This is a genomic window from Streptomyces sp. IBSBF 3136 (genome assembly GCF_036815105.1).
In the GTDB taxonomy this organism is placed as follows: Bacteria; Actinomycetota; Actinomycetes; order Streptomycetales; family Streptomycetaceae; genus Streptomyces.
On sequence record NZ_JAJSZC010000004.1, the window covers coordinates 21,780 to 44,722 of the forward strand.

Here is a 22,943-nt window from a genome sequence, read left to right on the forward strand (position 1 = left end):
GCCGTGGCCGGCCACGGCCTCACCCGCGCCTGGCAGGAGGTGATGGTGCCCTCCCTGCACGCCGTGGGCCGCAAGTGGGCCTCGGCCGGCGACCGCTACGTGGAGGTGGAGCACCTGCTGTCCTGGCACGTGTCCACCCTCCTGCGCCGGCACACCCTGCCCCCCGTGGCACCACTGGACCCCGCTGCCCCGGGACCGGTGCTGCTGGCCTGCGTGCCGGGCGAACAGCACACCCTGCCGCTGGAGGCACTGAACGCGGGGCTCAGTCAACTCGGCATAGCCACACGGATGTTCGGTGGCGCCGTCCCCGCCGAGGCACTCGCGGTCGCGGTACGGCGCCTGGGCCCGGCCGCCGTGGTGCTGTGGGCCCAGGCCCGCTCCACCGCGAACCTGGCGCTGGCCCAGCACGTGGCCGCCACCGAGTGGGGGGTGAGGGGGGCCAGGTCACAGCCGCTGGTCCTGCTCGGCGGCCCCGGCTGGGCGGGCCGCCCCGGCCGCGGGATGCTGCGCCCGACCGGCCTCGCGGAAGCCCTCGACGCCCTCACGGTGGCCCATCGGCACCGGTCCTAGACCGGGGGCCGCTCACTCCTTGCCGCGCGCCTGGCGGAAGCGGGCCAGGCCGTCGGCCAGGGTGATGAGCGGGTCGGGGTAGTCGCCGGCGGTCGCCCGCTCCAGTCCCTCGAGCTTCCACGGCTCGTGGATCGCGCCGCCCGGGACGTCCCGGAGTTCGGGCACCCAACGCCGCACGTAGGCGCCGTCGGGGTCGTACCGCTTGGCCTGGGTGACCGGATTGAGCACGCGGTTGGGGCGGGTGTCCGTGCCCGTCCCCGCCACCCACTGCCAGTTGAGCTGGTTGTTGGCCACGTCCCCGTCGACCAGCAGGTCCAGGAAATGCCGGGCGCCCACCCGCCAGTCCACGTACAGCGTCTTGGTCAGGAAGCTCGCCGTCAGCAGGCGGCCGCGGTTGTGCATCCAGCCCTCGTGCCGCAGCTGGCGCATCGCCGCGTCCACCACCGGATAGCCGGTACGGCCCTCCCGCCACGCCTCGATGTCCGCGCGGGCCGTCCGCTCCGAGCGCCAGCGGTCGCGTTTGGTGCGGTAGTCGGCGGTGGACGCCCCGGGCCGCGCCGCCAGCAACTGGCGGTGGAAGTCCCGCCAGGCCAGTTGCCGTACGAACGCCCGCGCTCCGGGGTTGTCGGCCGCGCCCGCCCGCTGGACCACCTCGACGGGGGAGAGCGTGCCGAAGTGAAGGTGCGGGGAGAGCCGGGAGGTCGCGTCGTCGCCCAGGTCGTCGCGCCCCTCGTCGTAGGCCTCCGCGCCCGAGCGCAGCCAGGCGGTGAGCCGCCGCCTCGCCTCCCGCTCGCCGCCCTCCGCCAGCCCCGGGGACACCCCCGGCACGGCCGCGCGGGACGGCAGTTCCTCGGAGCCGATGCCCTCGGGCACGCGGATCGTCCGGGGCACGCCGAGTGCGTCCCGCAGCCGCTGCGTGGACCAGTGCCGGAAGTACGGCGTGAACACGGCGAAGTGGTCCGAGGACGTCGGGGTGACCGCGCCGGGCGCCACCGCCGTGGTCACCGTGTCGTGGAAGTGCACCCGCCGCCCCTCCGCCTCCAGGGCGCGCCGCAGCCGCCGTTCGCGCCGCTGCGCGAAGGCGCTGACGTCCGCCGCCAGGTGCACCTCGTCGGCGTCGGCCTCCGCGGCCACCTTGCACACCTCCTCGACCACGTCGCCGGAGCGCACCACGAGCCGCCCGCCGCGCTCGCGCAGCCCGTCGTCCAGGTCACGCAGGCAGTCGGCGAGGAACGCCCGCCGGTTCGGCACCGCGAACCCCGCGTCCGTCACCCCCCGGTCGCGTACGAAGAGCGGGACCACCTGCCGGCCGCCCTGCAGTGCGGCCCGCAGCGGGGGATGGTCGTGCAGGCGCAGATCGGCGGTGAACAGGACGACCGAGACGTACATGGTGCGGCTCCGTGGGGAGGGGTGCGGACGCAGACCTCTTCCGGCCCGCGGGACCGGGCGGATGCGCGCGGGGCCACCCGGCCCGCGGCAGCAGCCGCCCGAGGCGCGTCACCGGGCGGGCGAGCGGAGGCCGGCCGGGGCGGTCCGGGCCGCCGCCCGTGCGATGTTGCGGGCCATGCCGCCGAACACGAGGGCGTGGAAGGGCGAGATGCCCCACCAGTAGGCCTGGCCCAGCAGCCCGCGCGGATGGAACAGCGCGCGCTGGCGGTAGCGGCTGCGACCCGGCCCGGCCGGCTCGGCACGCATCTCCAGCCAGGCGAGGCCCGGCAGCCGCATCTCGGCCCGCAGCCGCAGCAGGTGCCCGGGCTCGATCTCCTCCACCCGCCAGAAGTCCAGCGAGTCGCCGACCCGCAGCCGCTGCGCGTCCCGGCGGCCCCGGCGCAGCCCGACCCCGCCGGCCAGCCGGTCCAGCAGACCGCGCAGGCTCCAGGCGAGCGGGAAGGAGTACCAGCCGTTCTCGCCGCCCACGCCCTCGATCACCCGCCACAGCTCCCGCAGCGACGCGTCCACCATCGCCTCGCGGTGGTCGGTGCACAGGCTGCCGCCCGCCCAGTCGGGGTCGGTCGGCAGCGGATCGCTCGGGGCGCCGGGCACCGAGGCGGACGACCAGCGCGTGTCCACCTTCGCGTCCCGGACCCGGCGCAGGGCCAGCCGGACCGCGGCGTCGAAGCCCAGCGGATGCCCCGGCGGATCGGGGACGTAGCGGGTGATGTCGTGCTCCCGGCAGACGACCTCGTGCCGCAGCGACTCGGTCAGCGGCCGGGCGATGGACCCGGGCACGGGCGTGACGAGGCCGACCCAGAGACTGGAGAGCCTGGGGGTCAGGACCGGCACGGGCACGATGACGCGCCGGGGCAGTTCCGCCACGCGCGCGTACCGCATCATCATGTCCCGGTACGTCAGCACGTCCGGACCGCCGATGTCGAAGGCCCGGTCGACGTCGTCCGGCAGGCGGGCGCAGCCGGTCAGCAGGCGCAGGACGTCCCGGACGGCGATGGGCTGGATCCGGGTCCGCACCCAGCTCGGGGTGATCATCACCGGCAGCCGTTCGGTGAGGTAACGCAGCATCTCGAAGGAGGCCGAGCCCGAGCCGATGATGACGGCGGCGCGCAGCACGGCGGTGGGCACCCCGGACGCCAGCAGGATCCGGCCCACCTCCGACCGGGACCTCAGGTGCGGGGAGAGGGCCTGGTCGGGCACGCCGGCGGGGGTGAGACCGCCCAGGTAGACGATGCGGCGCACCCCGGCCGCCTTCGCCCGCTCCCCGAAGACCCGGGCCGCGCGGCGGTCGGTCTCCTCGAAGTCGCCCCCGCTGCCGAGCGCGTGCACCAGGTAGTAGGCCACGTCGACGTCCCGCATCGCCTCGCCCACCGACGCGGCGTCGGTGACGTCGCCCCGCGCCACCTCGACCTCGCCCGACCAGGGCACGTCGCGCAGCTTGCCGGGGGAACGGGCCAGACAGCGCACGCGGTACCCGGCGGCGAGCAGCTCGGGCACGAGCCGCCCGCCGATGTAGCCCGTGGCGCCCGTCACCAGGCAGCGCGGCCCCGCCGCCCGCTCGTCGTCGTCCATGACTGAGGTCCTCCGCGTCGCCGGTCCCCCTCCCCGGTCACTTCCCGGGCCGGGCGGCCGGCGGATGCGGCTCGCCCCGTCCGTACCCGGTCGGGTGACATGTCCGCAGCGATACGGGGCAGCCGCTCCGGTACAGGACGTACATTCCGTGCGACCGTCCGCGTTGGAGGTGACCGGCCGTCATGAGTGCGAAGGTGTTGGAGCGGTTCCCCGCCGGGGCCCCGCGAGGCTCGTGGCCCGCTGAGGAGTTCGCGGCCGCGCGCCGCGCCGAGGGGGAGGCGGCGACCGTGGTGATGGATCTGCAGTCGGACGCGTTCCTCGTCGTGGTCGAGGGCCCGGAGGACGGCAGTCGCGCCTGACCTGCCCGCGCGTCGCTCAACTTTGCTTGGCAGACTGCGGGTTCATGAAGAGAGAAGCAGCGGTGGACGCGTCGGTCACCTTCGGTCTGTTGGCCGCCTGGGCCGTGCACGACACCGAGGAACTGGCCACGGTGCCCGGCTGGGTACGCACGCGGCTCCCGGAGCTGCGCGAGAGGTTCCCCCGGGTGCCGGAGGCCGTGTGGCGCCAGGTGGGGTCGGTGGACGCCCGCGAGTTCACGACGGCCGTAGCCGCGATGGCCGTCGTGGTCGCGGCGGCCGCGGCCGAAGGGCACCGCACCGGCGGACGCTCCGCCGTCTACCAGACCGCGCTCGACGCCTTCGGCCTGCACGGTGTGGTCCATCTGGCGCAGGCGGCCGTGCTCCGCGGCTACACACCCGGCTCGGTGACCAGCCCGCTCGTGGTCATCCCCTTCACCTTGTGGGCCCGCACCCGCCTGCGCCGCGCCGGCGTACTGCGCCCCACCCGCCCGCGCGACGTGGCCCTGGCCCTGGTCTTCGCGACAGCCGCGACGACAGGCACCCACGCGTTGGCCCGCGGCCTCACCCGGCCCCGCTGACCCCGGCGGCCGCTTCACGTCGGCCGGGCCCGTGCCCTGGACTCCGTGTCCGGGCCCGTCCGTGGTGTCGGGCCGACCGCCTCCACCGGGCGGCGGCACCGCCCGGCGCCGCGACTCGGCCGGTTCGGCAGTCCCGCTGCCTCTGGCGGCCGCACTCGGCGCGCCCGCCTCACGGCTCCGCCGCGTCCGGGCTCGGGGCCGGTCCGTGACTCACGGCCCCTTCGTGGTCCTGGTCACGGCCCACCGCGGTCCTGGGCCCGTCCGCCGTCCTCGTCCCCTCCGCCGTCCCTGTTTCCTCCTCGCCCGCGGAGCGGTTCCGCCCGGGGCCGGTCAGGGCCCGCAGGTGGGCCCGCCGGGTTTCCGCCGTCTGGCCCTGCACCAGCAGGAACAGGCCCTCGCGGGCCAGGCGCTGGGCGCGGCTGGTCAGGGACATCGCGCGCCCGCCGCCCGCCGTCACCGCCGCCGTGGTGGCGGCGCCCAGCACCTCGTAAGCCTCCGCACGCACCGCCAACCGCTCCCCGGCCCGCTCGAGCGGCGCCGGGTGGTCGGCCAGGGCGTAGGCCCGCCGCCGGACATCGGTGAGGCGGGCGTCCAGCGGCCCGGCGAACTCCTCGTCCAGCAGGGAGAGCGCCGCGCGCGCCACACCGAAGACCGCCGGGTTGACGTTGAGGGTGCGGGCCCGGTCCCCTGGCGCCCATCGCTCGTACGGCGTCCGCAGGGCCACCGCCTCCTCCGGCACCCGCAGACCGTCCAGTTCGAGCGACACCGTGGAAGCGGCGGTGAGCGCCGCGAGGCGCATGGGCCGGGACGCCCGCAGCCCCGGCTGCTCGCGTGCCTCGACGAAGGCGAACACCGCCTCTCCCGCCTCGCTCATCCCCGCGAGCAGCATCACGTCGTTGAGCCCCCATCCGGTGTACCAGGGGACGGTTCCGTCGAACCGCAGGCCGTCGGCCTCGCGCCGGACCCGCACCGGGACGCGGGGATACGCCCGCAGGTGCGCGTAGGCCACCCCGGACAGCAGCTCGCCCCGCGACAACGGCCCCAGCAGGCGTTCGCGCACCGGCCCTTCGCTCAGCGCCAGGGTCTGCACGGGTGTGTGGTGCTGGGTCTGCACGAACCAGGTCGAGCAGCAGGCCCCGGCCAGGATCTCCGCGGTCTCCCGCAGTACGGCGGGCGGCGCGCCCGAGCCGCCGTACGCGACCGGCGCGACCACCCCGAGCAGCCCCGACCGCTTCACCGCCTCGATGTGGCTCACGGGAACGCCCTCCTGGTCCACCCGCTCGGCCTCGGGCAGCAGCAGACCGGTGGCGAGCCGGCGGGCGGTGCGGACGAGCGGGTGCGCGGTGTCGGTCATGAAGGGGATTCTTCCGAAGAACCCCGCCGGGGACTTTTTCGCGCGTCCGCGCGGCCCGGTGTCGATCCGGGCCCCCGCCGTTCGTGTAGGAGGTGAGAGTCACCGCCGGAACGACGCCCGGCAGGACGCCAAGGAGGACGTCATGAAGCACTACCTGCTCAGCGTGGTCCAGGCCGCCGACGGCCGGCCGCCGGCCCCCGACGTGCTCGCCGGGATCATGCGGGACGTCGAGGCCTTCAACGACGAGCTGCGCGCGGCCGGGGCCTGGGTCTTCGCCGGCGGACTGCACGGCCCGGAGACCGCCACGATGCTCCGGCCCGAGGACGGCGATGTCCTGATCACCGACGGCCCCTACGCCGAGGGCAAGGAGTACCTGGGCGGACTTTGCCTGATCCGGGCCGCGGACCTGGACGAGGCCCTGGAGTGGGGCCGCAAGGCCGCCCTCGCGACCACCCTGCCCATCGAGGTACGGCCGTTCGTGGACCAGCACTGATGGGCGGGGTGCAGCCGTTCGTGGGCCGGCACTGATGGCCGGGGCGCAGCCGTTCGTGGGCCGGCACTGATGGCCGGGACGCCCGGCGTCGAGGCCGTCTTCCGGACCGAGTACGGGCGCGCCGTGTCCGTCCTCGTCCGCTTCCTCGGCGACATCGACCTCGCCGAGGAGGCGGTGCAGGACGCCTTCGCCATCGCCGTGCGCACCTGGCCGGAGGCGGGCGTGCCGCCGAGCCCGGCCGGCTGGATCATCACCACCGCCCGCAACCGGGCCGTCGACCGGCTGCGCCGCGAGTCCTCCCGTCCGGCCCGGCACGCCGAGGCCGCCCTGCTGTACGCGCCCGACGCACCGGCCGAGGAGGGCCCCGTGCGCGACGACCGGCTCCGGCTGATCTTCACCTGCTGCCACCCGGCACTCGCGCCGGCGGCCCGGGTCGCCCTCACCCTGCGCCTGGTCGGCGGTCTGAGCACCGCCGACATCGCCCGCGCCTTCCTGGTGCCCGAACCGACCCTGGCCCAGCGGCTGGTGCGGGCCAAGGCGAAGATCCGTGACGCGGGCATCCCGTACCGCGTGCCGCGCGACGCCGACCTGCCCGACCGGCTCGGCGGCGTCCTCGCCGTCGTCTACCTCGTCTTCAACGAGGGCTACACCGGCGATCCCGCGCTGTGCGCCGAGGCGCTACGGCTCGGCCGGCTGCTGGCCGAGCTGATGCCGGACGAACCCGAGGTCACCGGTCTGCTGGCCCTGATGCTGCTGGTCGACGCGCGCCGCCCGGCCCGGCGGGACGCGGACGGCGCCCTGGTGCCGCTGCCCGAGCAGGACCGCGGCCTGTGGGACCGGGAGCTGATCGCCGAGGGCCAGGACCTGGTCCGCCGCTGCCTGCGTCGCGGCCGCCCGGGGCCGTACCAGATCCAGGCCGCCGTCAACGCGGTGCACAGCGACGCGGGAACCGCGGGCGTCACCGACTGGGGGCAGATCCTGTGCCTGTACGACCAGCTGACGGCCGTGGCGCCCTCACCGGTCGTCGCGCTCAACCGGGCGGTCGCCGTGGCCGAGGTCGAGGGCCCGGCCGAGGCGCTGGAACTGGTCGACTCCCTGACCCCCGGCACCCTCGGCCGCTACCACGTCCTGCACGCCGTCCGGGCCGATCTGCTGCGCCGGCTCGACCGGCCCGCCGAGGCTGCGCGGGAGTACGCGGCGGCGATCGAACTCGCCGGGAGCGAGGCGGAGCGGGCGTACCTGCGCCGCCGGCTCGGGGAACTCGACATCGAGGAGACGTGACCCCGTCCGGTCGCCGCACGGTGGACCCCGGCGGCGGGAGGAACCGAACTCCTCTGCCCCGCAAGGAATATGCCAGACTCCGCCGATGACCACTGAGACGATCGACGCGGCCGCCTCCGGCACCTTCGTACTCGGCGACCTGCCCGTCCACCGCATCGGCTTCGGCGCCATGCGGCTGACCGGCGACGCCGCCTTCCATCTGGGCACCCCCAGCGATCGTGAGCGCTCGATCGCCGTCCTGCGCAGGGCCGTGGAACTCGGCGTGAACCACATCGACACCGCCGCCTTCTACTTCTCCTCCCTGCGCTCCGCCAACGAACTGATCAACACCGCGCTCGCCCCGTACCCCGACGACCTGGTCATCGCCACCAAGGTCGGCCCCTTCCGGGACCACCACGGCGAGTGGGGCCCCTCCGCCCGCCCCGACCAGCTGCGCGGGCACGTCGAGGAGAACCTGCGCCAGCTGGGCCGGGACCACCTGGACGTGGTCAACTTCCGCCGCCAGCGGCAGGACTCCATCGCCGAGCACTTCGGCGCACTCGCGGAGCTGCGGGAGGCCGGACTGATCCGGCACCTCGGCGTCTCCGGCGTGCAGCCCCGCCACCTCGCCGAGGCGCTGGAGATAGCCCCGGTGGTGTGCGTGCAGAACCGGTACGCCATCGACCGTGCCGACCCGGTCGACGACGAGGTGCTGCGCGTCTGCGGGGAGCGGGGCATCGCGTTCGTGCCCTTCTACGCCGTCGCCGGCGAGGCCGGACCGCGCCGGGCGGCCACCGCCCACGACGACGAGGTGCTGTCCGTCGCCCGCGCGCACGGGGCGAGCCCCACCCAGGTCCGCGTCGCCTGGACCCTGCACCAGGGCCCGCACGTGCTTGCCATCCCCGGCACCGGCAACCCCGACCACCTCGCCGAGAACATCGCAGCCGGCGCCCTGCGGCTCACCCGGCAGGAACTGGACCGGCTCGACGCGCTGCACACCCCGGCCGGCTGACGGCCGCCCCGGGCCGCGCTCGGTCGCACCGGGCGGCACCGGGTCGCACGGTCGCACCCGGCCACACGGTTGCCCCGGGCCGCGCCCGGTCGCTCGGCCGTACCGGGCCGCACACCCGGCCGCACCCGGGCGCTCGGCTGCCGGGGCACCGCCCGCGTCCCGGACATGCGTTCCCTCCCATAATGGACGGGGGCGCACGCCGGTACGACGGGCGCTCGGTTGACTACACTCATGTAGACGGCCGACTGTGAGCACGCGGAGGGCCCTTCCGGGGCGCGCGCGAGGACGGGTGAGGAACGTTCCCATGACCGACGCCAAGGACGAACGCCGGCCGGCCGGCGAGCTCGAAGCGAGTGTCATGGCCGCGCTCTGGGCCGCCGGTGCCCCTCAGACGCCCGGCCAGGTGCAGCTCACCCTGGGCGCGGACCTCGCCCGGACGACGGTGACCACGATCCTCACCCGCCTGCACGACAAGGGCACGGTCGAGCGGCGCCGCCAGGGCCGCGGCTACGCCTACTTCCCGCTCCAGGACGCCCACGGCCTCACCGCCCGCCGCATGCACAGCGAACTGAACCGGGACAGCGACCGCGAGACGGTCCTCGCCCGCTTCGTCGCCCAGCTCAGCCCGGACGACGAGCGCATCCTGCGCGACCTGCTCGAATCCGACGACGACCGATGACCGCGCTGCTCCTGCTGCCCCTGCTGCTGCCGTTCGCCCTCCCGGCACTCGCCCGGCGGGCCATGGACCGGCTCGCCCCCGTCGCCGCGCTGTGGGCGGTCACCGGGTGCGCGGTCGTCCTCGCCGGCTGCTCGCTGGCCGCGCTCGGCGCCTTCGTGCTGACCGGCCTGCTCAAGCTGCCGGTGTTCGCCTCCCTCGGCGAACTGGTCCACCCGCTGCGCACCGCCTCGGACCTCGTCGTCCTCCCGGCCGCCGCCACCTCCGTGGGCGTCCTGGCCGTGTGCTGCTGGACCCTCGTCCGCTCGGTGCTGCGGCAGACCCGTGCCTTCCGGGCCGCCCGCTCGGAGGCCGGGCGCGGACCGCGCGCCGGTGACCTGTGCGTCGTCGACTCGTCCCGCCCGGACGCCTACGCGCTGCCCGGCCGTCCGCACCGCATCGTCGTCACCACCGCGATGCTGCGCAGCCTCGACGGCGCCGAGCGCGAGGCGCTGTTCGCGCACGAGCGGGCGCACAACGACGGCGGGCACCACTACTTCCTCGCCGCCGCCGAGGTCGCGGCGCATTGCCACCCCGCCCTGCGACCGGTCCGCGAGACCATCCGGCTCGCCGCCGAACGCGCCGCGGACGAGGCCGCGGCGGCCTCTGTCGGCGACCGCCGGCTGACCGCCCGCGCCATCGCCCGCGCCGCCCTGGCCGCCCAGGCCGTCCACTCCGAGCGCCCCGGCTTCGCCGCCGCCGCGACCACGGGCCCGGTCCCGCGCCGGGTCCAGGCCCTGCTGTCCGCCCCCCGGCCGCGGGGCCGCACCGGCCGCCGGGCCGCCGCCCTCCTGCTCGCCTGCGCCGCCGTCTCCTGCGTCGCCTCGGTGGCCGGCATGGCCGACTTCCACCACCGGGTCGAGGTCGCCCAGGGCGAGCGCCCCTGACCTCCCCGGCCGTGAGGAGAGCCCACCGCGACAGCGACTGGCGCCCCCCAGGTTTTACGTATAACCTCTCCGGCTAACCACCCCCACCGGAAGGTCCCGATGCGACGCGTTGCCCTGGTCACCCTCGTCGTGGACGACTACGACGAGGCCATCCGCTTCTACACCGACGCGCTCGGATTCCGGCTGGCCGAGGACGCGCCCCGCCCGGACGGCTCCCGCTGGGTCGTCGTCGAACCCGGGACGGAGGGGACCGGCACCGGCCTGCTGCTCGCCCGGGCGAAGAACGAGGAGCAGCGCGCCCGGGTCGGCGACCAGACCGGCGGCCGGGTCGGCTTCTTCCTGCACACCGACGACTTCGCCCGTGACCACGCCCGGATGACCGCCGCCGGTGTGACCTTCCTGGAGGAGCCGCGGCACGAGCCGTACGGCAGTGTCGCCGTCTTCCAGGACCTCTACGGCAACCGCTGGGACCTGCTCCAGCCCGCCGGCTGAGGCCCCGTACCACCCCCGTACCACCTGACGTACCACCGGCGCCCGCCGGCCCGCACCGCCCCCCGCGCCGCACGCTGCGCCCCCGGCCCGCGTGCACCCCGCACCGCTCGGACACACCCGCACCGCTCAGAACCGCTCGCCAAGGAAAGACGCACCATGACCGCTACGCGCGTAGACATCGATGTGATCCGCCGCCTGCCCAAGGCCGTCCTGCACGACCACCTCGACGGCGGCCTGCGCCCCGCCACCGTGGTGGAGCTGGCCGCTGCGGTCGGCCACACCCTGCCGACCACGGACCCCGACGAGCTGGCCGCCTGGTACTACGAGGCCGCCAACTCCGGCGACCTGGTCCGCTACATAGCCACCTTCGAGCACACCCTCGCCGTGATGCAGAACCGCGAGGGGCTGCTGCGGGTCGCCGAGGAGTACGTCCTCGACCTGGCCGCGGACGGCGTGGTCTACGCCGAGGTGCGCTACGCCCCCGAGCTGAACACCAAGGGTGGGCTGTCGCTGAGCGAGGTCGTGGAGACCGTCCAGGAGGGCCTCGCCGCCGGCATGGCCAAGGCGGCCGCCGCCGGGACCCCCGTCCGCGTGGGCACCCTGCTCTGCGGAATGCGGATGTTCGACCGGGTCCGCGAGGCCGCCGACCTGGCCGTCGCCTACCGTGACGCCGGGGTCGTCGGCTTCGACATCGCCGGTGCCGAGGACGGCTTCCCGCCCGCCGACCACCTGGCCGCCTTCGAGCACCTGCGCCGCGAGAACGTTCCCTTCACCATCCACGCCGGCGAGGCGCACGGCCTGCCCAGCATCCACCAGGCCCTCCAGGTGTGCGGGGCCCAGCGCATCGGCCACGGCGTGCGCATCACCGAGGACATCCCCGACCTCGCGGCCGGCAAGCTCGGCCGGCTGGCCGGGTGGGTGCGCGACCGCCGCATCGCCCTGGAGATGTGCCCGACGTCCAACCTCCAGACGGGCTGCGCCACCTCGATCGCCGAGCACCCCATCACCGCGCTGAAGGACCTCGGCTTCCGGGTCACCCTCAACACCGACAACCGTCTGGTCTCCGGCACGACGATGACCCGGGAGATGTCCCTGCTGGTCGAGGAGGCGGGCTGGGGGATCGAGGACCTGCGCACGGTCACGGTGAACGCCCTCAAGAGCGCGTTCATCCCGTTCGACGAGCGCAACGCCCTCATCGAGGACGTGGTCCTGCCGGCCTACGCGGCCGCGCTCTGAACCAGCCCCCGCAGGTAGGCGGCCTGTCCGACGTGCTGAAGGTCGTCGGACAGGACGCTCACCAGGCGCACGCCCAGGGTGACCGGCGGGTCCCAGCGCTCGTCGACGACCCGTTCGAGATCCTTGGCGGCGAGGGCGCGCAGGGCGCCCAGGGTCTGCTCGTGCACGGCGTCGTAGTAGCCGGTGAGCAGGTCGGCGGAGTCGACCCGCACCTTCGCGACCTCGGCGGGACCGTGCCCGTACCCGGTGTCGTGCCGCGGCAGGTCGAGGCCGAAACGCTTGTCCCAGCCCTGGTCGAGCCACACCTGGCCGAGGCCGAAGGCACCGGCGACGTGGTCGTCCTGCACCCGGGTGAGGTGCCAGACGAGCCAGGCCACGGAGTTGGCGTCGGGCGCCGGGCGGGAGTGCAGCTCGTCCGGTCCGAGGCCGTCGAGGGCGGCATGGACTTCTTCCTGGATGCGGCCGAAGCCGTCGATGAGGATGTCCTTCGCTTGCATGCGTCCACCATGGCGCATCGCACGCGTTCGTGCGTCCGCGATCAGCAGGCCCGGGACCCCTCGCAGGGCGTTTCCGCGTCGCCCGTCTCCAGGAGGGTGACCAGGGCGCGGGCCGCGGGGCTGGTGGCGCCGTCCGGCGGCAGCAGGGCCACCGTCTCGTACTCCGGCTCGCCCGCGCCCTTCAGCGGGAGCGCGGTGAGCGAGGGCCTCTTGTGCCGGAAGTGCCGGGGCACGACGGCGATGCCGAGGTTCTCGTCGACCAGGTCCAGCAGGCTGTGCACGTCGTTGACCTCCAGCGCGACCGTGCGCCGGACGCCCGCCGCGGCGAAGGCGGCGTCGGTGGCGCGGCGCGGTCCCCAGTCCGGGTGGAAGTCCACGAAGACCTCACCGGCCAGGTCGTCCGGCGTGAGCACCGCGCCCGACGCGGCGAGCCGGTGGCTGGGGTGGCACAGGATCGTCGGCGGCTCGCTGGCCAGCGACACCGAGCGCAGCTGGTCGGTGTCCGCCTGGGTGCGGTAGGCGAAGGCCAGGTCGAGCCGCCCGGCCGCGACCTCCTCGGCCAGCGCTCCCGAACCCGCCTGCCGCAGCCGGATCTCCACGTCCGGGTGACGCCGCCGGAAGCCGGCGAGCAGCCGCGCCACGTGCACCCCGGCGATGCACTGCTCGGTGCCCAGCGCCAGCGTGCCGCGCAGCACGCCTTGCACCGCGGCCACCGCCTCGTGGGCCGAGCGCACCTGTGCCAGGATCCGCTCGGCCTCCGCCAGCAGCGCGCGCCCCGCCTCGGTGAGCGTCACCCGCCGGGTGGTCCGTACGAACAGCGGAGCCCGCAGCTCCCGCTCCAGGGCCCGGATGGAGGCGGACAGGCCGGACTGGGACACCATGAGGCGCTCGGCGGCCCGGGTGAAGTGCTGGTCCTCGGCGACCGCGACGAAGTGCTGGAGATGGCGCAGTTCCATGATTGAGAAGCCTAGCCGCACAATTCCATCGGATTCTCCTGTTGGACCGCTGTACGTGCGCCGGGGAACAGTGGACCCGGTAGATCGTGTGCCAACCCCTCTGGAGTCGCGTTGTACACCGCACACCCCGACCGCTACGCCGACATGCCCTACCGGCGCACCGGACGCAGCGGCCTGAAGCTCCCCGCGCTGTCGCTCGGCCTGTGGCACAACTTCGGGCCCGACCGGCCCGTGGCGACCCAGCGCGCCATCCTGCGCCGCGCCTTCGACCTCGGCGTCACCCACTTCGACCTCGCCAACAACTACGGCCCGCCGCCCGGTGCGGCCGAGGCCGCGCTCGGTGAGGCGCTGAAGGCGGACTTCGCGGCCCACCGCGACGAGCTGGTCGTCTCCACCAAGGCCGGCTACCTCATGTGGCCCGGACCGTACGGCGAGTGGGGCTCGCGCAAGTACCTGCTGTCCTCGCTCGACCAGAGCCTCACCCGGCTGGGCCTGGAGTACGTGGACGTCTTCTACTCGCACCGCCCCGACCCGGACACTCCGCTGGAGGAGACGATGGGCGCGCTGCACTCGGCGGTGCAGCAGGGCAAGGCGCTCTACGTCGGCGTCTCCAACTACTCGGCGGAGCAGACCCGGGAGGCCGCCCGCATCCTCGGCGAACTAGGCACCCCGCTCCTCATCCACCAGCCGCGCTACTCGATGCTCGACCGGCGCCCCGAGGACGAGGGCCTGCTCGACGCCCTGGACGAGCTCCAGGTCGGCTCCATCGTCTACTCCCCGCTGGAGCAGGGCCTGCTCACCGGCCGCTACCTCGACGGCATCCCCGAGGACTCCCGCGCAGCGAGCGACAGCCCCTTCCTGAACTCGGACGCGGTGACCGAGGACCTGGTCGGCCGGCTGCGCGCCCTGGACGAGATCGCCGGCTCCCGCGGTCAGACGCTGGCCCAGCTCGCCCTGGCCTGGGTGCTGCGCGGCGGCCGGGTGACCTCCGCCCTCGTCGGCGCGAGCAGCCCGCGGCAGCTGGAGGACAGCGTCGGCGCGATCCGCAACCTGGACTTCGACGCCGAGGAACTGGCGCGGATCGACGCGATCCTCAAGGGCTGAGCGCCTCGGCCGCGGTCGCCGGGCAATTCGGTGACCGCGGCCGGAAACACATTGTGCAGCCGCTTTTCCGGGGTCGGGTTTTCCGGGGGCTCCGACGGGGCGCCGTGAATTCCCGGCGCCCTTTCCTGCCGTGCGTCGCGCGCCCTCGCGGTGATCCATTGTCCGGCTCTCGCCGGGGAGTGCCGCAGAGATACGGGGGAGCGCGCTCCCGGGCCTTTCCCGTTCCCGATCACCGCGAGCGGCGGAAAACGCCACGACCCCGCCCTCAGGCCTCCGCGGGCACCCGGTCCAGGAAACCGAGGACCTGCCGGATGCGGCCCTCACCGTCCAGGGTGATCACGTCGAACCCGGCCACCGGCGCCGACCCGTCCGCGTCGTTCACCAGCTCCCAGCCGAACCGCGCGGTGTCGTGATGCCCGTCCACCGCGCCGTAGGGGCGGAAGGAGAATCCCGGGAACTGCTGGTGGGCCCCCGCGATCACGGCCGCGATCTGCTCGTGGCCGCGCACGTCGACCAGCGGGTCGGTGTAGCTGCCGTCCGGGGTCCAGGCCGCCGCCACCGCCTTCGCCAGGGCCTCCGGCTCTCCGGTGTTCCAGGCCTCCAGGTAACGGGCGACGGCGCTGTCGTAGTCGTAGATGTTCCCGGTCATGGCGAATCAGCCTCCATCGAGGTCGTCACTGCTGGTCAGGAGCCGGATCCGGGGTTCCGTCGATCCGGTGTGACCACCATGCCGGAGCTGCGCGCCGCGGGTCGATTACCTCCCGGGTAATGACGGGGGCGTCCTATGCCCTGTGCATTTCGGCCAGAACGGGCGGTGAATATGCCAAGAGACTGGCCGGAAAGTCATGGTGACAGTGTTTCGGGAGAGACGATACTCGAACGTCAGAGGCACTTTACCGCGCAACAAACGCACGGAAAGCGAGGCCGGGCCGGCACACCAGCGAGGCTGCGGGGGAGTGATCGTGCACGACGAATTCCTGTGCCATGTCACGGCGTACGGCATGTGCGACGGACGGCGCATCGGCGTACCGCTCGGCACCTACCGCGCGCCGACCCTGGCACTGGCCCTGTGGTGGTTACGGGACCGCGCGTCCTGGATCGCCGAGCGGCTCGACCCGAGCCCGCAGGACCCCGCCTTCCCGGCGGGCGCGCTCGTCCCGGTCGCGGACACGGTGGCCGACGTCCCCGCGCTGCTGCGCGCCTGGTGTGCCGACGACGCCGGGCAGGAACTGGTCGGGGAGCAGCTGGCGGCCGGGCGGCTCGTGCGGGTCGCCGCCTGCGACGACACGACCGAGTACGAGCTGCTCGCCGAGTCCGTCGACGCGCTGCGCATGCAGCGCACCCTGCCGGCCCTCGTCGTGCCCGTCGCCTGACGCGTGCCACGACGGGACCGGGTGCCGGTGGCACCCGAAGCGTGCGGGCGAACAAAAGGGTGAATAGGTAGAATTCGGGCATGGCGGAGCGACCGGTCGCCCCGACGGCGCTCGCGCTCGTCCTGGAGACGGACACGGGCTCGACGGTGCTGAGCCCGGGCCACGACTACCAGGTGGGGCGCGACCCGTTGAGCGACATCGTGTTCGACGATGCCCGCGTCTCGTGGCACCACGCGGTCCTGCACTGCGACCACGACCGCTGGACGCTCGAGGACGCCCGCAGCACCAACGGCACCTTCGCCGACGGCCTGCGCGTCACCGCGTGGGAGGTCCGCCCCGGCAGCGTCATCCGCTTCGGCAACCCCGACGACGGCCCCCGGCTCGTCCCGGTCGCACCCCAGGAGAGCACCGACCGGCCCTCGGCGGTCTCCCACCCCGAACTGACCGGGACCTTCCGCAGCCCGAGCAGCGTACGGCCGCTGCCCCCGCACACCGTCCGCATCGGCCGCGCCGACACCAACGACCTCGTCGTGGACGACCTGACCGTCTCCCGCCACCACGCCGAACTGCGCGCCGACGCCGACGGCGACCGCGAGATCGTCGACCTCGGCAGCCACAACGGCACCTACCTCAACGGCCGGCCGGTCGACCGAGCCCCGGTCCGCCCCGGCGACATCATCGGCATCGGACACGTCACGTACTGCCTCGTCGGCGACGAACTGCGCGCCTACGTCGACACCGGCGAGGTCTCCCTCGACGTGCAGGACCTCACGGTCACCGCCGACCGCGGCAGCAAGACCCTGCTCGACCACGTCTCCTTCCCGGTGGGGGAGAAGTGCCTGCTCGCGGTGGTCGGCCCCAGCGGTTCCGGCAAGTCCACCCTGCTGAACGCCCTGACCGGGCAACGGCCCGCCGACCACGGCACCGTCCTGTACGACGGCCGGGACCTGTACCACGACTACGCCGAGCTGCGCGGACGCATCGGCCTCGTCCCGCAGGACGACATCCTGCACCCCCAGCTCACGGTGCGCGCCGCCCTGACCTACGCGGCCGAGCTGCGCTTCCCCGAGGACACGGCGAAGGCCGAACGGCGCGACCGGGTGGACGAGGTGATCCGGGAACTCGGCCTCCAGCAGCGCGCCGGCCAATCCGTGCACAGCCTTTCGGGCGGACAGCGCAAGCGGGTCAGCGTGGCCCTGGAACTGCTCACCAAGCCCTCGCTGCTGTTCCTCGACGAGCCGACCTCCGGCCTCGACCCCGGCATGGACCGCTCGGTGATGCACATGCTGCGCGGACTGGCGGACGACGGCCGCACCGTCGTCGTCGTCACGCACAGCGTGCTCAGCCTCGGCGTCTGCGACCGCCTCCTGGTCCTCGCCCCCGGCGGCCGGATCGCCTACTACGGCCACCCGGACGACGCCCTCGCCTTCTTCGGCTTCGAACAGTGGCCGGAGGCCTTCGAGGCGTTCGATCGCGACCAGGACCGGGACTGGGCCGGGGACTACCTCGACTCGCCGTTCCACCGGCACTACGTCACCGATGCCACCAGCCAGCCCCGCCACCCGGACTCGGCGCCGGTCGCCCCCGCGCCGCCGCCCCGCCCCCGGAGCCGGCACGCGCAGCTCGCCACCCTCGTCCGCCGCTACGCCACCGTCCTCGCCGCCGACCGCACCTTCCTCGCCGTCATGATCGCCCTGCCCTTCCTCATGGGCGCCATGGACCGGGCGCTCGCCGGCGGGAAGCTCACCCAGGACACCGCCATGAACGCGCTGCTGATCCTGTGCGTCGGCGGCGTGCTCACCGGGGCCGCCAACGCGGTGCGCGAACTCGTCAAGGAACGCGCCGTCTACCGGCGCGAACGCGCCGTCGGCCTGCCCAGAGGGGCGTACCTGATGTCCAAGATCGTGGTGCTCGGCACGGTCACGGTGGTCCAGGCCGTCGTCCTCACCCAGGTCGCCCTGCTCGGCGTCGACCTCGCCGCCCCCGGCGGCCAGGGCGTCTTCCTGCCGCCGCTGGCCGAGATCACCCTGGCCGTCGCCCTGCTGTCCTTCACCGCCATGATGCTCGGCCTGCTGGTCTCCGCGCTGGTGCGCAAGGAAGAGGTGACGATGCCGCTGCTGGTGCTGCTCGCCATCGTCCAGGTCGTGTTCTGCGGCGCCCTGCTCCCGCTGCACGGCGTCCCCGTACTCGAACAGCTGTCCTGGCTGGTGCCCTCGCGGTGGGCCTTCGGCGCCATGGCGAGCACGGTCGGACTCGCCCACCTCGTGCCGGGCGAGCTCACCGCCGACCCCCTGTTCCGGCACGCGGCCGGGGTCTGGCTGCTCGACCTCGTCATGCTGCCGGTGCTCTGCGTGGTCTACGGCCTGCTGGTCGCCCGGCTGCTGCGCCGGCACGAACCCGCTGTGATGCGGAAGTAGGCGGCGCCATGTCGAGAGCGAAGCAGCCGGGCACCGGGTTCCGGCCCACCCACGTCGTCCCGCCGGACGGCATGGCCGCGTGGGAGGCGCCGGACCCCGGCCGGCCCACGGTGCCCCTCGACGCGCTGCTGCCGGTCGAACTCGTGGAACGGCTCGGGGACTGGGGACACATCCGCTGCGCCAACGGCTGGGCCGCCTGGGTCGACGGCCGCCGCCTGGTCGCCGTGCCCCAGGACCCGCCGGTCGGCGACGGACCGGCGGCCGGCACGGACGACCCGCGCCCCCTGCTGGCCCGCGCCGGACAGGACCTGGCCGACTACCGGTCGGCGCTGGAGGACCTGGCCGACGGCGCCCTGGACGGCCAGTCCTTCGAGGACCGGACGAACGGACTGCGGATCGGGGTCGTGGTCGACGGGGAGTCCGTGTGGGTGTACGACCACGAGGAGGGTCGCTGGATGTACGGCGAGGGGCGGCGGCTGGCCCCCTACGCCACCGACCGGCCGCCCTCGCACGAGGAGCCCGGTCACGAGGACACGGGGCACGCCGCCACCCGGATGGCGGCCCGTAAGGGTGAGCTGTGACGGCGCGCCAGGCGGGTCTGTCCTTCGGCCGGCCCTCGGAGCTGATCGGCTGCCAGGTGGCGAGCTACCTGGTCGAGAGCGAGGTCGGGCGCGGCGGCATGGCCGTCGTCTACCGCGCCCGCGACCTGCGCCTGGACCGCACGGTCGCGCTCAAGCTCCTGGCCCCCGAACTCGCCCGCAACGACACCTTCCGGCAGCGCTTCACCCACGAGTCCCGGGTGGCCGCCGCGATCGACCACCCGCACATCGTGCCCGTCTTCGAGGCCGGGGAGACGGACGGCGTGCTCTACATCGCCATGCGGTACGTGCCCGGCAGGGACCTGCGCCACCTCCTGGACGAGCGCGGGCCGCTGCCCTTCGACGTGGCCGTGCGCATCGCCGCCCAGGTGGCCTCGGCGCTCGACGCGGCCCACGAGCACGGCCTGGTCCACCGGGACGTGAAGCCGGGCAACGTGCTGGTCGCCCGGGGCACCGACAGCGACCACCCCGAGCACGTCTACCTCACCGACTTCGGACTGACCAAGAAGTCCCTGTCCCTGACCGGGTTCACCAGCGTCGGCCAGTTCGTCGGCACCCTCGACTACGTGGCACCGGAACAGATCTCCGGCCGTCCCGTCGACGGCCGCTGCGACGTCTACGGCCTCGCCTGCGTGGTCTACGAGACCTTGGCCGGCCGCCCGCCCTTCCAGCGCGAGGACGACATGGCCCTGCTGTGGGCCCACCAGTACGACGAACCGCCCCCGCTCACCGACGCCCGCCCCGATGTCGCCCGGACCGTCGACGCCGTCTTCGCGAGGGCCCTGGCCAAGAGCCCGGACGCCCGCTACGACACCTGCCTGGACTTCATCGCCGCCCTGCGCGCGGCCCCGGCCGGCGAACCGGCCGCCGAGCCGGCCGAGGCCCACCCGGTCACGGAGGCCGGCCGCAGGGCGCCGCTCGAACCGCGGGAGCCGCCCCTGTGGGCCCGGCCGGTCTTCCGTCAGGGCTCCCGCTAGGCCCCGGCGGGGCGTGCGCCGGATCCAGGGCCTGTTGCGAAGGTGCTTCTCTGCCGTGCGACGCCCGGCACGCACTCGCGCCGCACCGGACGCCGCGCGGCCACCCTTCGGGCGACGAGGCCACTTTCGCCACAGGCCGTAGGCCCCGGCGGGGGGCGTGCGCCGGATCTATCCTGTGCCGGTCCCGCGTCAGGGCCCCGGCTCCGGTGTCCCCACCCGGCCCCGTCGGTGCAGCGGCCGGGCCGGCAGCGCGCCCAGGAAGCCGGCCGCCAGCCCCCACAGCGCGCCGAGCCCCACCGCCTGCCACAGCCGGGGCCTGAGGAAGACCTCCCCGGACAAGCCGCCGTCCAGGTCGCCGATGCCGAGCAGGGACAGGCCGTAGTGCGCCGACATCCGGCAGAGCAGGCAGACCATGAGCACCGTCAGGGCCAGCGCGACGCCCAGCCGCACGGCGTGCCGCCAGGCCGGCAGGCGGGCCGGGACCCGCACCGCCATCAGGAACGCGACCGCCAGGAGCAGCACCCCGTCCGTGACCAGCAGCCACCACATGCGGCTGTCGTACCCGGTGAGTGTGCGCAGGTTCAGTGTCGCGACGCCGGGGGTGCGCAGGATCTCGTCCAGCACATGGGGCACCGGGAGGCCGAACGGGCCGTCCACCCGGCCGTGCCAGGTGACGCCCTGCCCCAGGGTGAGGGCCAGCCAGGCCAGGTTCGGCAGGCCGAGCAGGATCACCGCGAAGGTGTCGCGGGCGTGCCCCCGGGCCGCCGCCGACACCAGCGCCACGATCAGCCCCAGGACGACGTAGGCGAGCAGCAGGACGACCATGGCGTGCGCGGCAGGCCGTACCGACGTGTGCCAGCGCAGCAGCCGCCCCGGCAGCGGGGCGCCGGACGCGACCAGCAGGGCCAGGACCAGCACCCCGGCGAGCCACAGCAGCCCGAACAGGACGGTCAGCGGCACATTCGTGGTGAAGCCGACCGTCGGTGCCGCGCCGAACAGGCCGGTCAGGTCGTTGAGCGTGCCGTTTCCCAGGTCCACGGCGAAGGTCTGCCGGGCGGCGAACGCGAGACCGATCAGCGCGAGCAGCCACAGCACCCCGAGCCGGGCCGCCCAGCCCGCCAGTTCCCCGGCCGAGGCGACCGCGCGGTGCCGCAGCGGCCGCAGGAAGCCGGTGCCGATCACCAGGGCACCCACCAGGGTCACCGACAGCGGCATCACCGTCAGACCTGCCCGGGTGCGCGCCAGCGCGCCCGCGTCGCCGGAGAGTTCGAGGGTGCCGCCGACCGCGCTCACCACCGTGGCCGTCACCACCCGGGCGAACGCCCCGTCCGGCAGGTCCGCCGCTCCGGCCGCCCACAGCCCCAGCGCGGCGGTCACCAGCATGACGACCAGCCCGGTCAGCACCGTGGCCACGGCCCGCACCCAGCCCTGACGGGCGGCGGGCCGTGCGGGGACGGGGGGAGCGCTCACCTTTGCCACGCTAAGCAGCACCCGGCCGCACCGCCCGCCGGGTGGCCCGTCCGCGTCGGCTTGCGGGGCCCCTGGGACCGGAGCACACAATGGGCTCGAAGCGCTAAAAACACACAAAACGGGACTTTTCTTGATATAAGCCGCGCATTGCGACGGGAAGAAGGCCTCGTGAGCGTCGACCCTCCGTCCTCCGGCCGCCCGACCGGGCCTCCCTCAGGCCCTCTGTCGGGGCCCTCCCGGCCGCCCGCCGGACCTCCCGCGCCACCGCCCGGCGGCGGTTCGGGGGCCGGTTCGGGCGCCGGGTCAGGAGCCGGTTCAGGACCCGGGGAGCCGCACCCGCCGTGGTGGCGGTCCACCCCCCGGATAGCCGCCGTCACCGCCCTCGTGGTGGCCGCGGCCGTCGTCGCGGTGGTCCTCACCCGCCCCGGCGGCGGCTCCTCGGCCAAGGGCGGCGAGGTCTTCCTGCAGGCCGCGAACCAGGCCGGTCCTGATCCCTTCACGGACTCGACCGCCACCGGCGGCACCGCACCGCCGAAGCACTCGTCCGGCGGCCCCACCGTTCCGGGCACCTCCGCCCCCCGCGGGCGGGCCACCGCCTCGGGCACGGCGTCCGCGCCGACCAACGAGGTGCGCGCGGTCCAGGGCAGCGCCCCGGGCCTCTACAGCGGCACCCAGAACCGTCCGAGCTGCGACGTGGAGAAGCAGATCAAGGCGCTCCAGGCGGACCCGGCCAAGAACCGCGCGTACGCCTCCCAGGTCGGCGTCCAGCCGTCCGCCGTCCCCGCCTACCTGCGCTCGATGACACCCGTGACGCTCCGCGCCGACACCCGGGTCACCAACCACGGCTACCGGGGCGGCGGCGCCACCAGCTACCAGGCCGTCCTCCAGGCCGGCACCGCCGTCCTGGTCGACGCGCACGGTGTGCCCCGGTCGCGCTGCGTCTGCGGGAACCCGCTGACGCCGCCGGTGGCCCAGCGCGCACCGCGGCCGACGGGCGACCGCTGGGCGTCGTACCGGCCCTCGAACGTCATCGTGGTGACCCCGGCGCCGGCGGTCGTCAACGTCTTCGTGATCTACGACCCCCACCGCGACGACTGGTTCCACCGCCGCCGCGGCGACGACACGGCCCGCCACGACCGGCGAACCGAGCCGCCGAAGGAGTCCCGCCCCTGGAACCGGCGGCCGGTCTCCTGTCTGTCCAGCCCAGGCACGACGGGCACACCGGGCGCCTCCGTGGGGCCCTGCCCGCCGACCCCCACGCCGACGAAGTCGTCCACGTCGCCGAACTCGTCGTCCTCGCCGTCGTCGCCGGCCTCCTCCGGCTCGACCTCGCCCGGTTCGAGCGGCAAGCCGCCGTCCGGATCCTCGTCGAAGTCGCCCTCGGGGTCCTCCTCGAAGCCGTCGTCCGAATCTTCGAAGCCGTCGTCCGAGTCCCCCTCGAAGTCGCCGTCCGAGTCGCCCTCGAAGTCGCCGTCGTCCGAGTCGCCGTCCCCGTCCTCCGAGGCACCGTCGAAGACCGGGTCCGGGTCGTCCGAGGCGCCGTCGTCCCCGACGCAGGCCCCCACCACCGCCC

At 74.4% G+C, this 22,943-nt stretch carries 21 protein-coding genes and 2 pseudogenes; 16 read left to right on the plus strand and 7 right to left on the minus strand.

Translation table 11 applies throughout. The annotated features are described in order from the left end of the window. Window positions 1–570, plus strand: a pseudogene (locus V7E45_RS01420) (transcriptional regulator); the annotation flags it as partial. Between the two features lie 12 nt (window positions 571–582). Here the strand turns inward: V7E45_RS01420 and V7E45_RS01425 are convergent. Continuing rightward, window positions 583–1,959, minus strand: coding sequence for a cryptochrome/photolyase family protein (locus tag V7E45_RS01425; protein WP_333772183.1), 1,377 nt, complete (start codon window positions 1,957–1,959; stop codon window positions 583–585). A gap of 108 nt (window positions 1,960–2,067) precedes the next feature. Then, entirely contained in the window at window positions 2,068–3,591 is a 1,524-nt protein-coding gene (locus V7E45_RS01430; RefSeq protein WP_333772184.1) for an SDR family oxidoreductase, read from the minus strand. A 182-nt stretch (window positions 3,592–3,773) separates the two neighbouring features. On the opposite strand from V7E45_RS01430, the gene V7E45_RS01435 reads away from it, so the two are divergent. Both V7E45_RS01435 and V7E45_RS01440 read left to right on the plus strand, forming a co-directional pair. Continuing rightward, entirely contained in the window at window positions 3,774–3,950 is a 177-nt protein-coding gene (locus tag V7E45_RS01435) for a hypothetical protein (RefSeq protein ID WP_333772185.1), read from the plus strand. Between the two features lie 44 nt (window positions 3,951–3,994). Next, on the plus strand, window positions 3,995–4,528 hold the full coding sequence (locus tag V7E45_RS01440; RefSeq protein WP_333772186.1) for an HXXEE domain-containing protein: 534 nt from the start codon (window positions 3,995–3,997) through the stop codon (window positions 4,526–4,528). Window positions 4,529–4,697: 169 nt separating this feature from the next. Here V7E45_RS01440 and V7E45_RS01445 read toward each other — a convergent pair whose 3' ends face one another. Beyond that, window positions 4,698–5,882: an acyl-CoA dehydrogenase family protein gene (locus tag V7E45_RS01445; protein ID WP_333772187.1), complete on the minus strand. Its 1,185-nt coding sequence runs from the start codon at window positions 5,880–5,882 to the stop codon at window positions 4,698–4,700. A 142-nt stretch (window positions 5,883–6,024) separates the two neighbouring features. Between V7E45_RS01445 and V7E45_RS01450 the strand changes: the two genes are divergently transcribed. The 7 genes from V7E45_RS01450 to V7E45_RS01480 all read left to right on the plus strand — a co-directional run bounded on the left by V7E45_RS01450 (window position 6,025) and on the right by V7E45_RS01480 (window position 11,977). Continuing rightward, window positions 6,025–6,375: a YciI family protein gene (locus V7E45_RS01450; RefSeq protein ID WP_333772188.1), complete on the plus strand. Its 351-nt coding sequence runs from the start codon at window positions 6,025–6,027 to the stop codon at window positions 6,373–6,375. A 69-nt stretch (window positions 6,376–6,444) separates the two neighbouring features. After that, window positions 6,445–7,656 carry an RNA polymerase sigma factor gene (locus V7E45_RS01455; RefSeq protein WP_333772189.1) on the plus strand — a complete coding sequence of 404 codons (1,212 nt, stop codon included), beginning with the start codon at window positions 6,445–6,447 and terminating at the stop codon, window positions 7,654–7,656. A gap of 85 nt (window positions 7,657–7,741) precedes the next feature. Continuing rightward, window positions 7,742–8,647 carry an aldo/keto reductase gene (locus V7E45_RS01460; RefSeq protein WP_333772190.1) on the plus strand — a complete coding sequence of 302 codons (906 nt, stop codon included), beginning with the start codon at window positions 7,742–7,744 and terminating at the stop codon, window positions 8,645–8,647. A gap of 304 nt (window positions 8,648–8,951) precedes the next feature. Continuing rightward, a complete protein-coding gene (locus tag V7E45_RS01465) occupies window positions 8,952–9,326 on the plus strand; it encodes a BlaI/MecI/CopY family transcriptional regulator (protein ID WP_333772191.1) in 375 nt (124 codons plus the stop codon). After that, window positions 9,323–10,249, plus strand: a complete 927-nt coding sequence (locus V7E45_RS01470; protein ID WP_333772192.1) for a M48 family metalloprotease — start codon at window positions 9,323–9,325, stop codon at window positions 10,247–10,249. Before V7E45_RS01465 ends, V7E45_RS01470 begins: the two co-directional genes overlap by 4 nt. A gap of 99 nt (window positions 10,250–10,348) precedes the next feature. Further along, window positions 10,349–10,741 (plus strand): VOC family protein, encoded by a 393-nt coding sequence (locus V7E45_RS01475; RefSeq protein ID WP_333772193.1) that lies wholly within the window; start codon window positions 10,349–10,351, stop codon window positions 10,739–10,741. Between the two features lie 156 nt (window positions 10,742–10,897). Continuing rightward, entirely contained in the window at window positions 10,898–11,977 is a 1,080-nt protein-coding gene (locus V7E45_RS01480) for an adenosine deaminase (protein ID WP_333772194.1), read from the plus strand. On the opposite strand, the gene V7E45_RS01485 is transcribed toward V7E45_RS01480, so the two are convergent. After that, complete coding sequence (locus V7E45_RS01485) at window positions 11,959–12,474, minus strand: mycothiol transferase (RefSeq protein ID WP_333772195.1); 516 nt, start codon at window positions 12,472–12,474, stop codon at window positions 11,959–11,961. The genes V7E45_RS01480 and V7E45_RS01485 overlap by 19 nt on opposite strands. A 41-nt stretch (window positions 12,475–12,515) precedes the next feature. Continuing rightward, a complete protein-coding gene (locus V7E45_RS01490) occupies window positions 12,516–13,430 on the minus strand; it encodes a LysR family transcriptional regulator (RefSeq protein ID WP_333772196.1) in 915 nt (304 codons plus the stop codon). Window positions 13,431–13,541: 111 nt separating this feature from the next. On the opposite strand from V7E45_RS01490, the gene mgrA reads away from it, so the two are divergent. Continuing rightward, the gene (mgrA, locus tag V7E45_RS01495; RefSeq protein ID WP_333772197.1) at window positions 13,542–14,534 is read left to right on the plus strand and encodes an L-glyceraldehyde 3-phosphate reductase; all 993 of its coding nucleotides are present in this window, start codon (window positions 13,542–13,544) and stop codon (window positions 14,532–14,534) included. A gap of 265 nt (window positions 14,535–14,799) precedes the next feature. On the opposite strand, the gene V7E45_RS01500 is transcribed toward mgrA, so the two are convergent. After that, a complete protein-coding gene (locus V7E45_RS01500) occupies window positions 14,800–15,183 on the minus strand; it encodes a nuclear transport factor 2 family protein (RefSeq protein ID WP_333772198.1) in 384 nt (127 codons plus the stop codon). Between the two features lie 313 nt (window positions 15,184–15,496). On the opposite strand from V7E45_RS01500, the gene V7E45_RS01505 reads away from it, so the two are divergent. From V7E45_RS01505 to V7E45_RS01520, 4 genes are all read left to right on the plus strand, one after another. Beyond that, on the plus strand, window positions 15,497–15,907 hold the full coding sequence (locus V7E45_RS01505; protein ID WP_333772199.1) for a hypothetical protein: 411 nt from the start codon (window positions 15,497–15,499) through the stop codon (window positions 15,905–15,907). An 80-nt stretch (window positions 15,908–15,987) separates the two neighbouring features. Continuing rightward, window positions 15,988–18,324 carry an ABC transporter ATP-binding protein/permease gene (locus V7E45_RS01510; RefSeq protein WP_333772200.1) on the plus strand — a complete coding sequence of 779 codons (2,337 nt, stop codon included), beginning with the start codon at window positions 15,988–15,990 and terminating at the stop codon, window positions 18,322–18,324. Between the two features lie 8 nt (window positions 18,325–18,332). Continuing rightward, window positions 18,333–18,905 (plus strand): hypothetical protein, encoded by a 573-nt coding sequence (locus tag V7E45_RS01515; RefSeq protein ID WP_333772201.1) that lies wholly within the window; start codon window positions 18,333–18,335, stop codon window positions 18,903–18,905. Continuing rightward, window positions 18,902–19,900, plus strand: a complete 999-nt coding sequence (locus tag V7E45_RS01520) for a serine/threonine-protein kinase (protein WP_333772202.1) — start codon at window positions 18,902–18,904, stop codon at window positions 19,898–19,900. The genes V7E45_RS01515 and V7E45_RS01520 overlap by 4 nt, the downstream gene beginning before the upstream one ends. A gap of 189 nt (window positions 19,901–20,089) precedes the next feature. On the opposite strand, the gene V7E45_RS01525 is transcribed toward V7E45_RS01520, so the two are convergent. Continuing rightward, on the minus strand, window positions 20,090–21,283 hold the full coding sequence (locus V7E45_RS01525) for a streptophobe family protein (RefSeq protein WP_443055897.1): 1,194 nt from the start codon (window positions 21,281–21,283) through the stop codon (window positions 20,090–20,092). 255 nt (window positions 21,284–21,538) lie between these two features. Here V7E45_RS01525 and V7E45_RS01530 point away from each other — a divergent pair. After that, a pseudogene (locus V7E45_RS01530) lies at window positions 21,539–22,918 on the plus strand (DUF6777 domain-containing protein); the annotation flags it as partial. Window positions 22,919–22,943 lie beyond the last annotated feature (25 nt).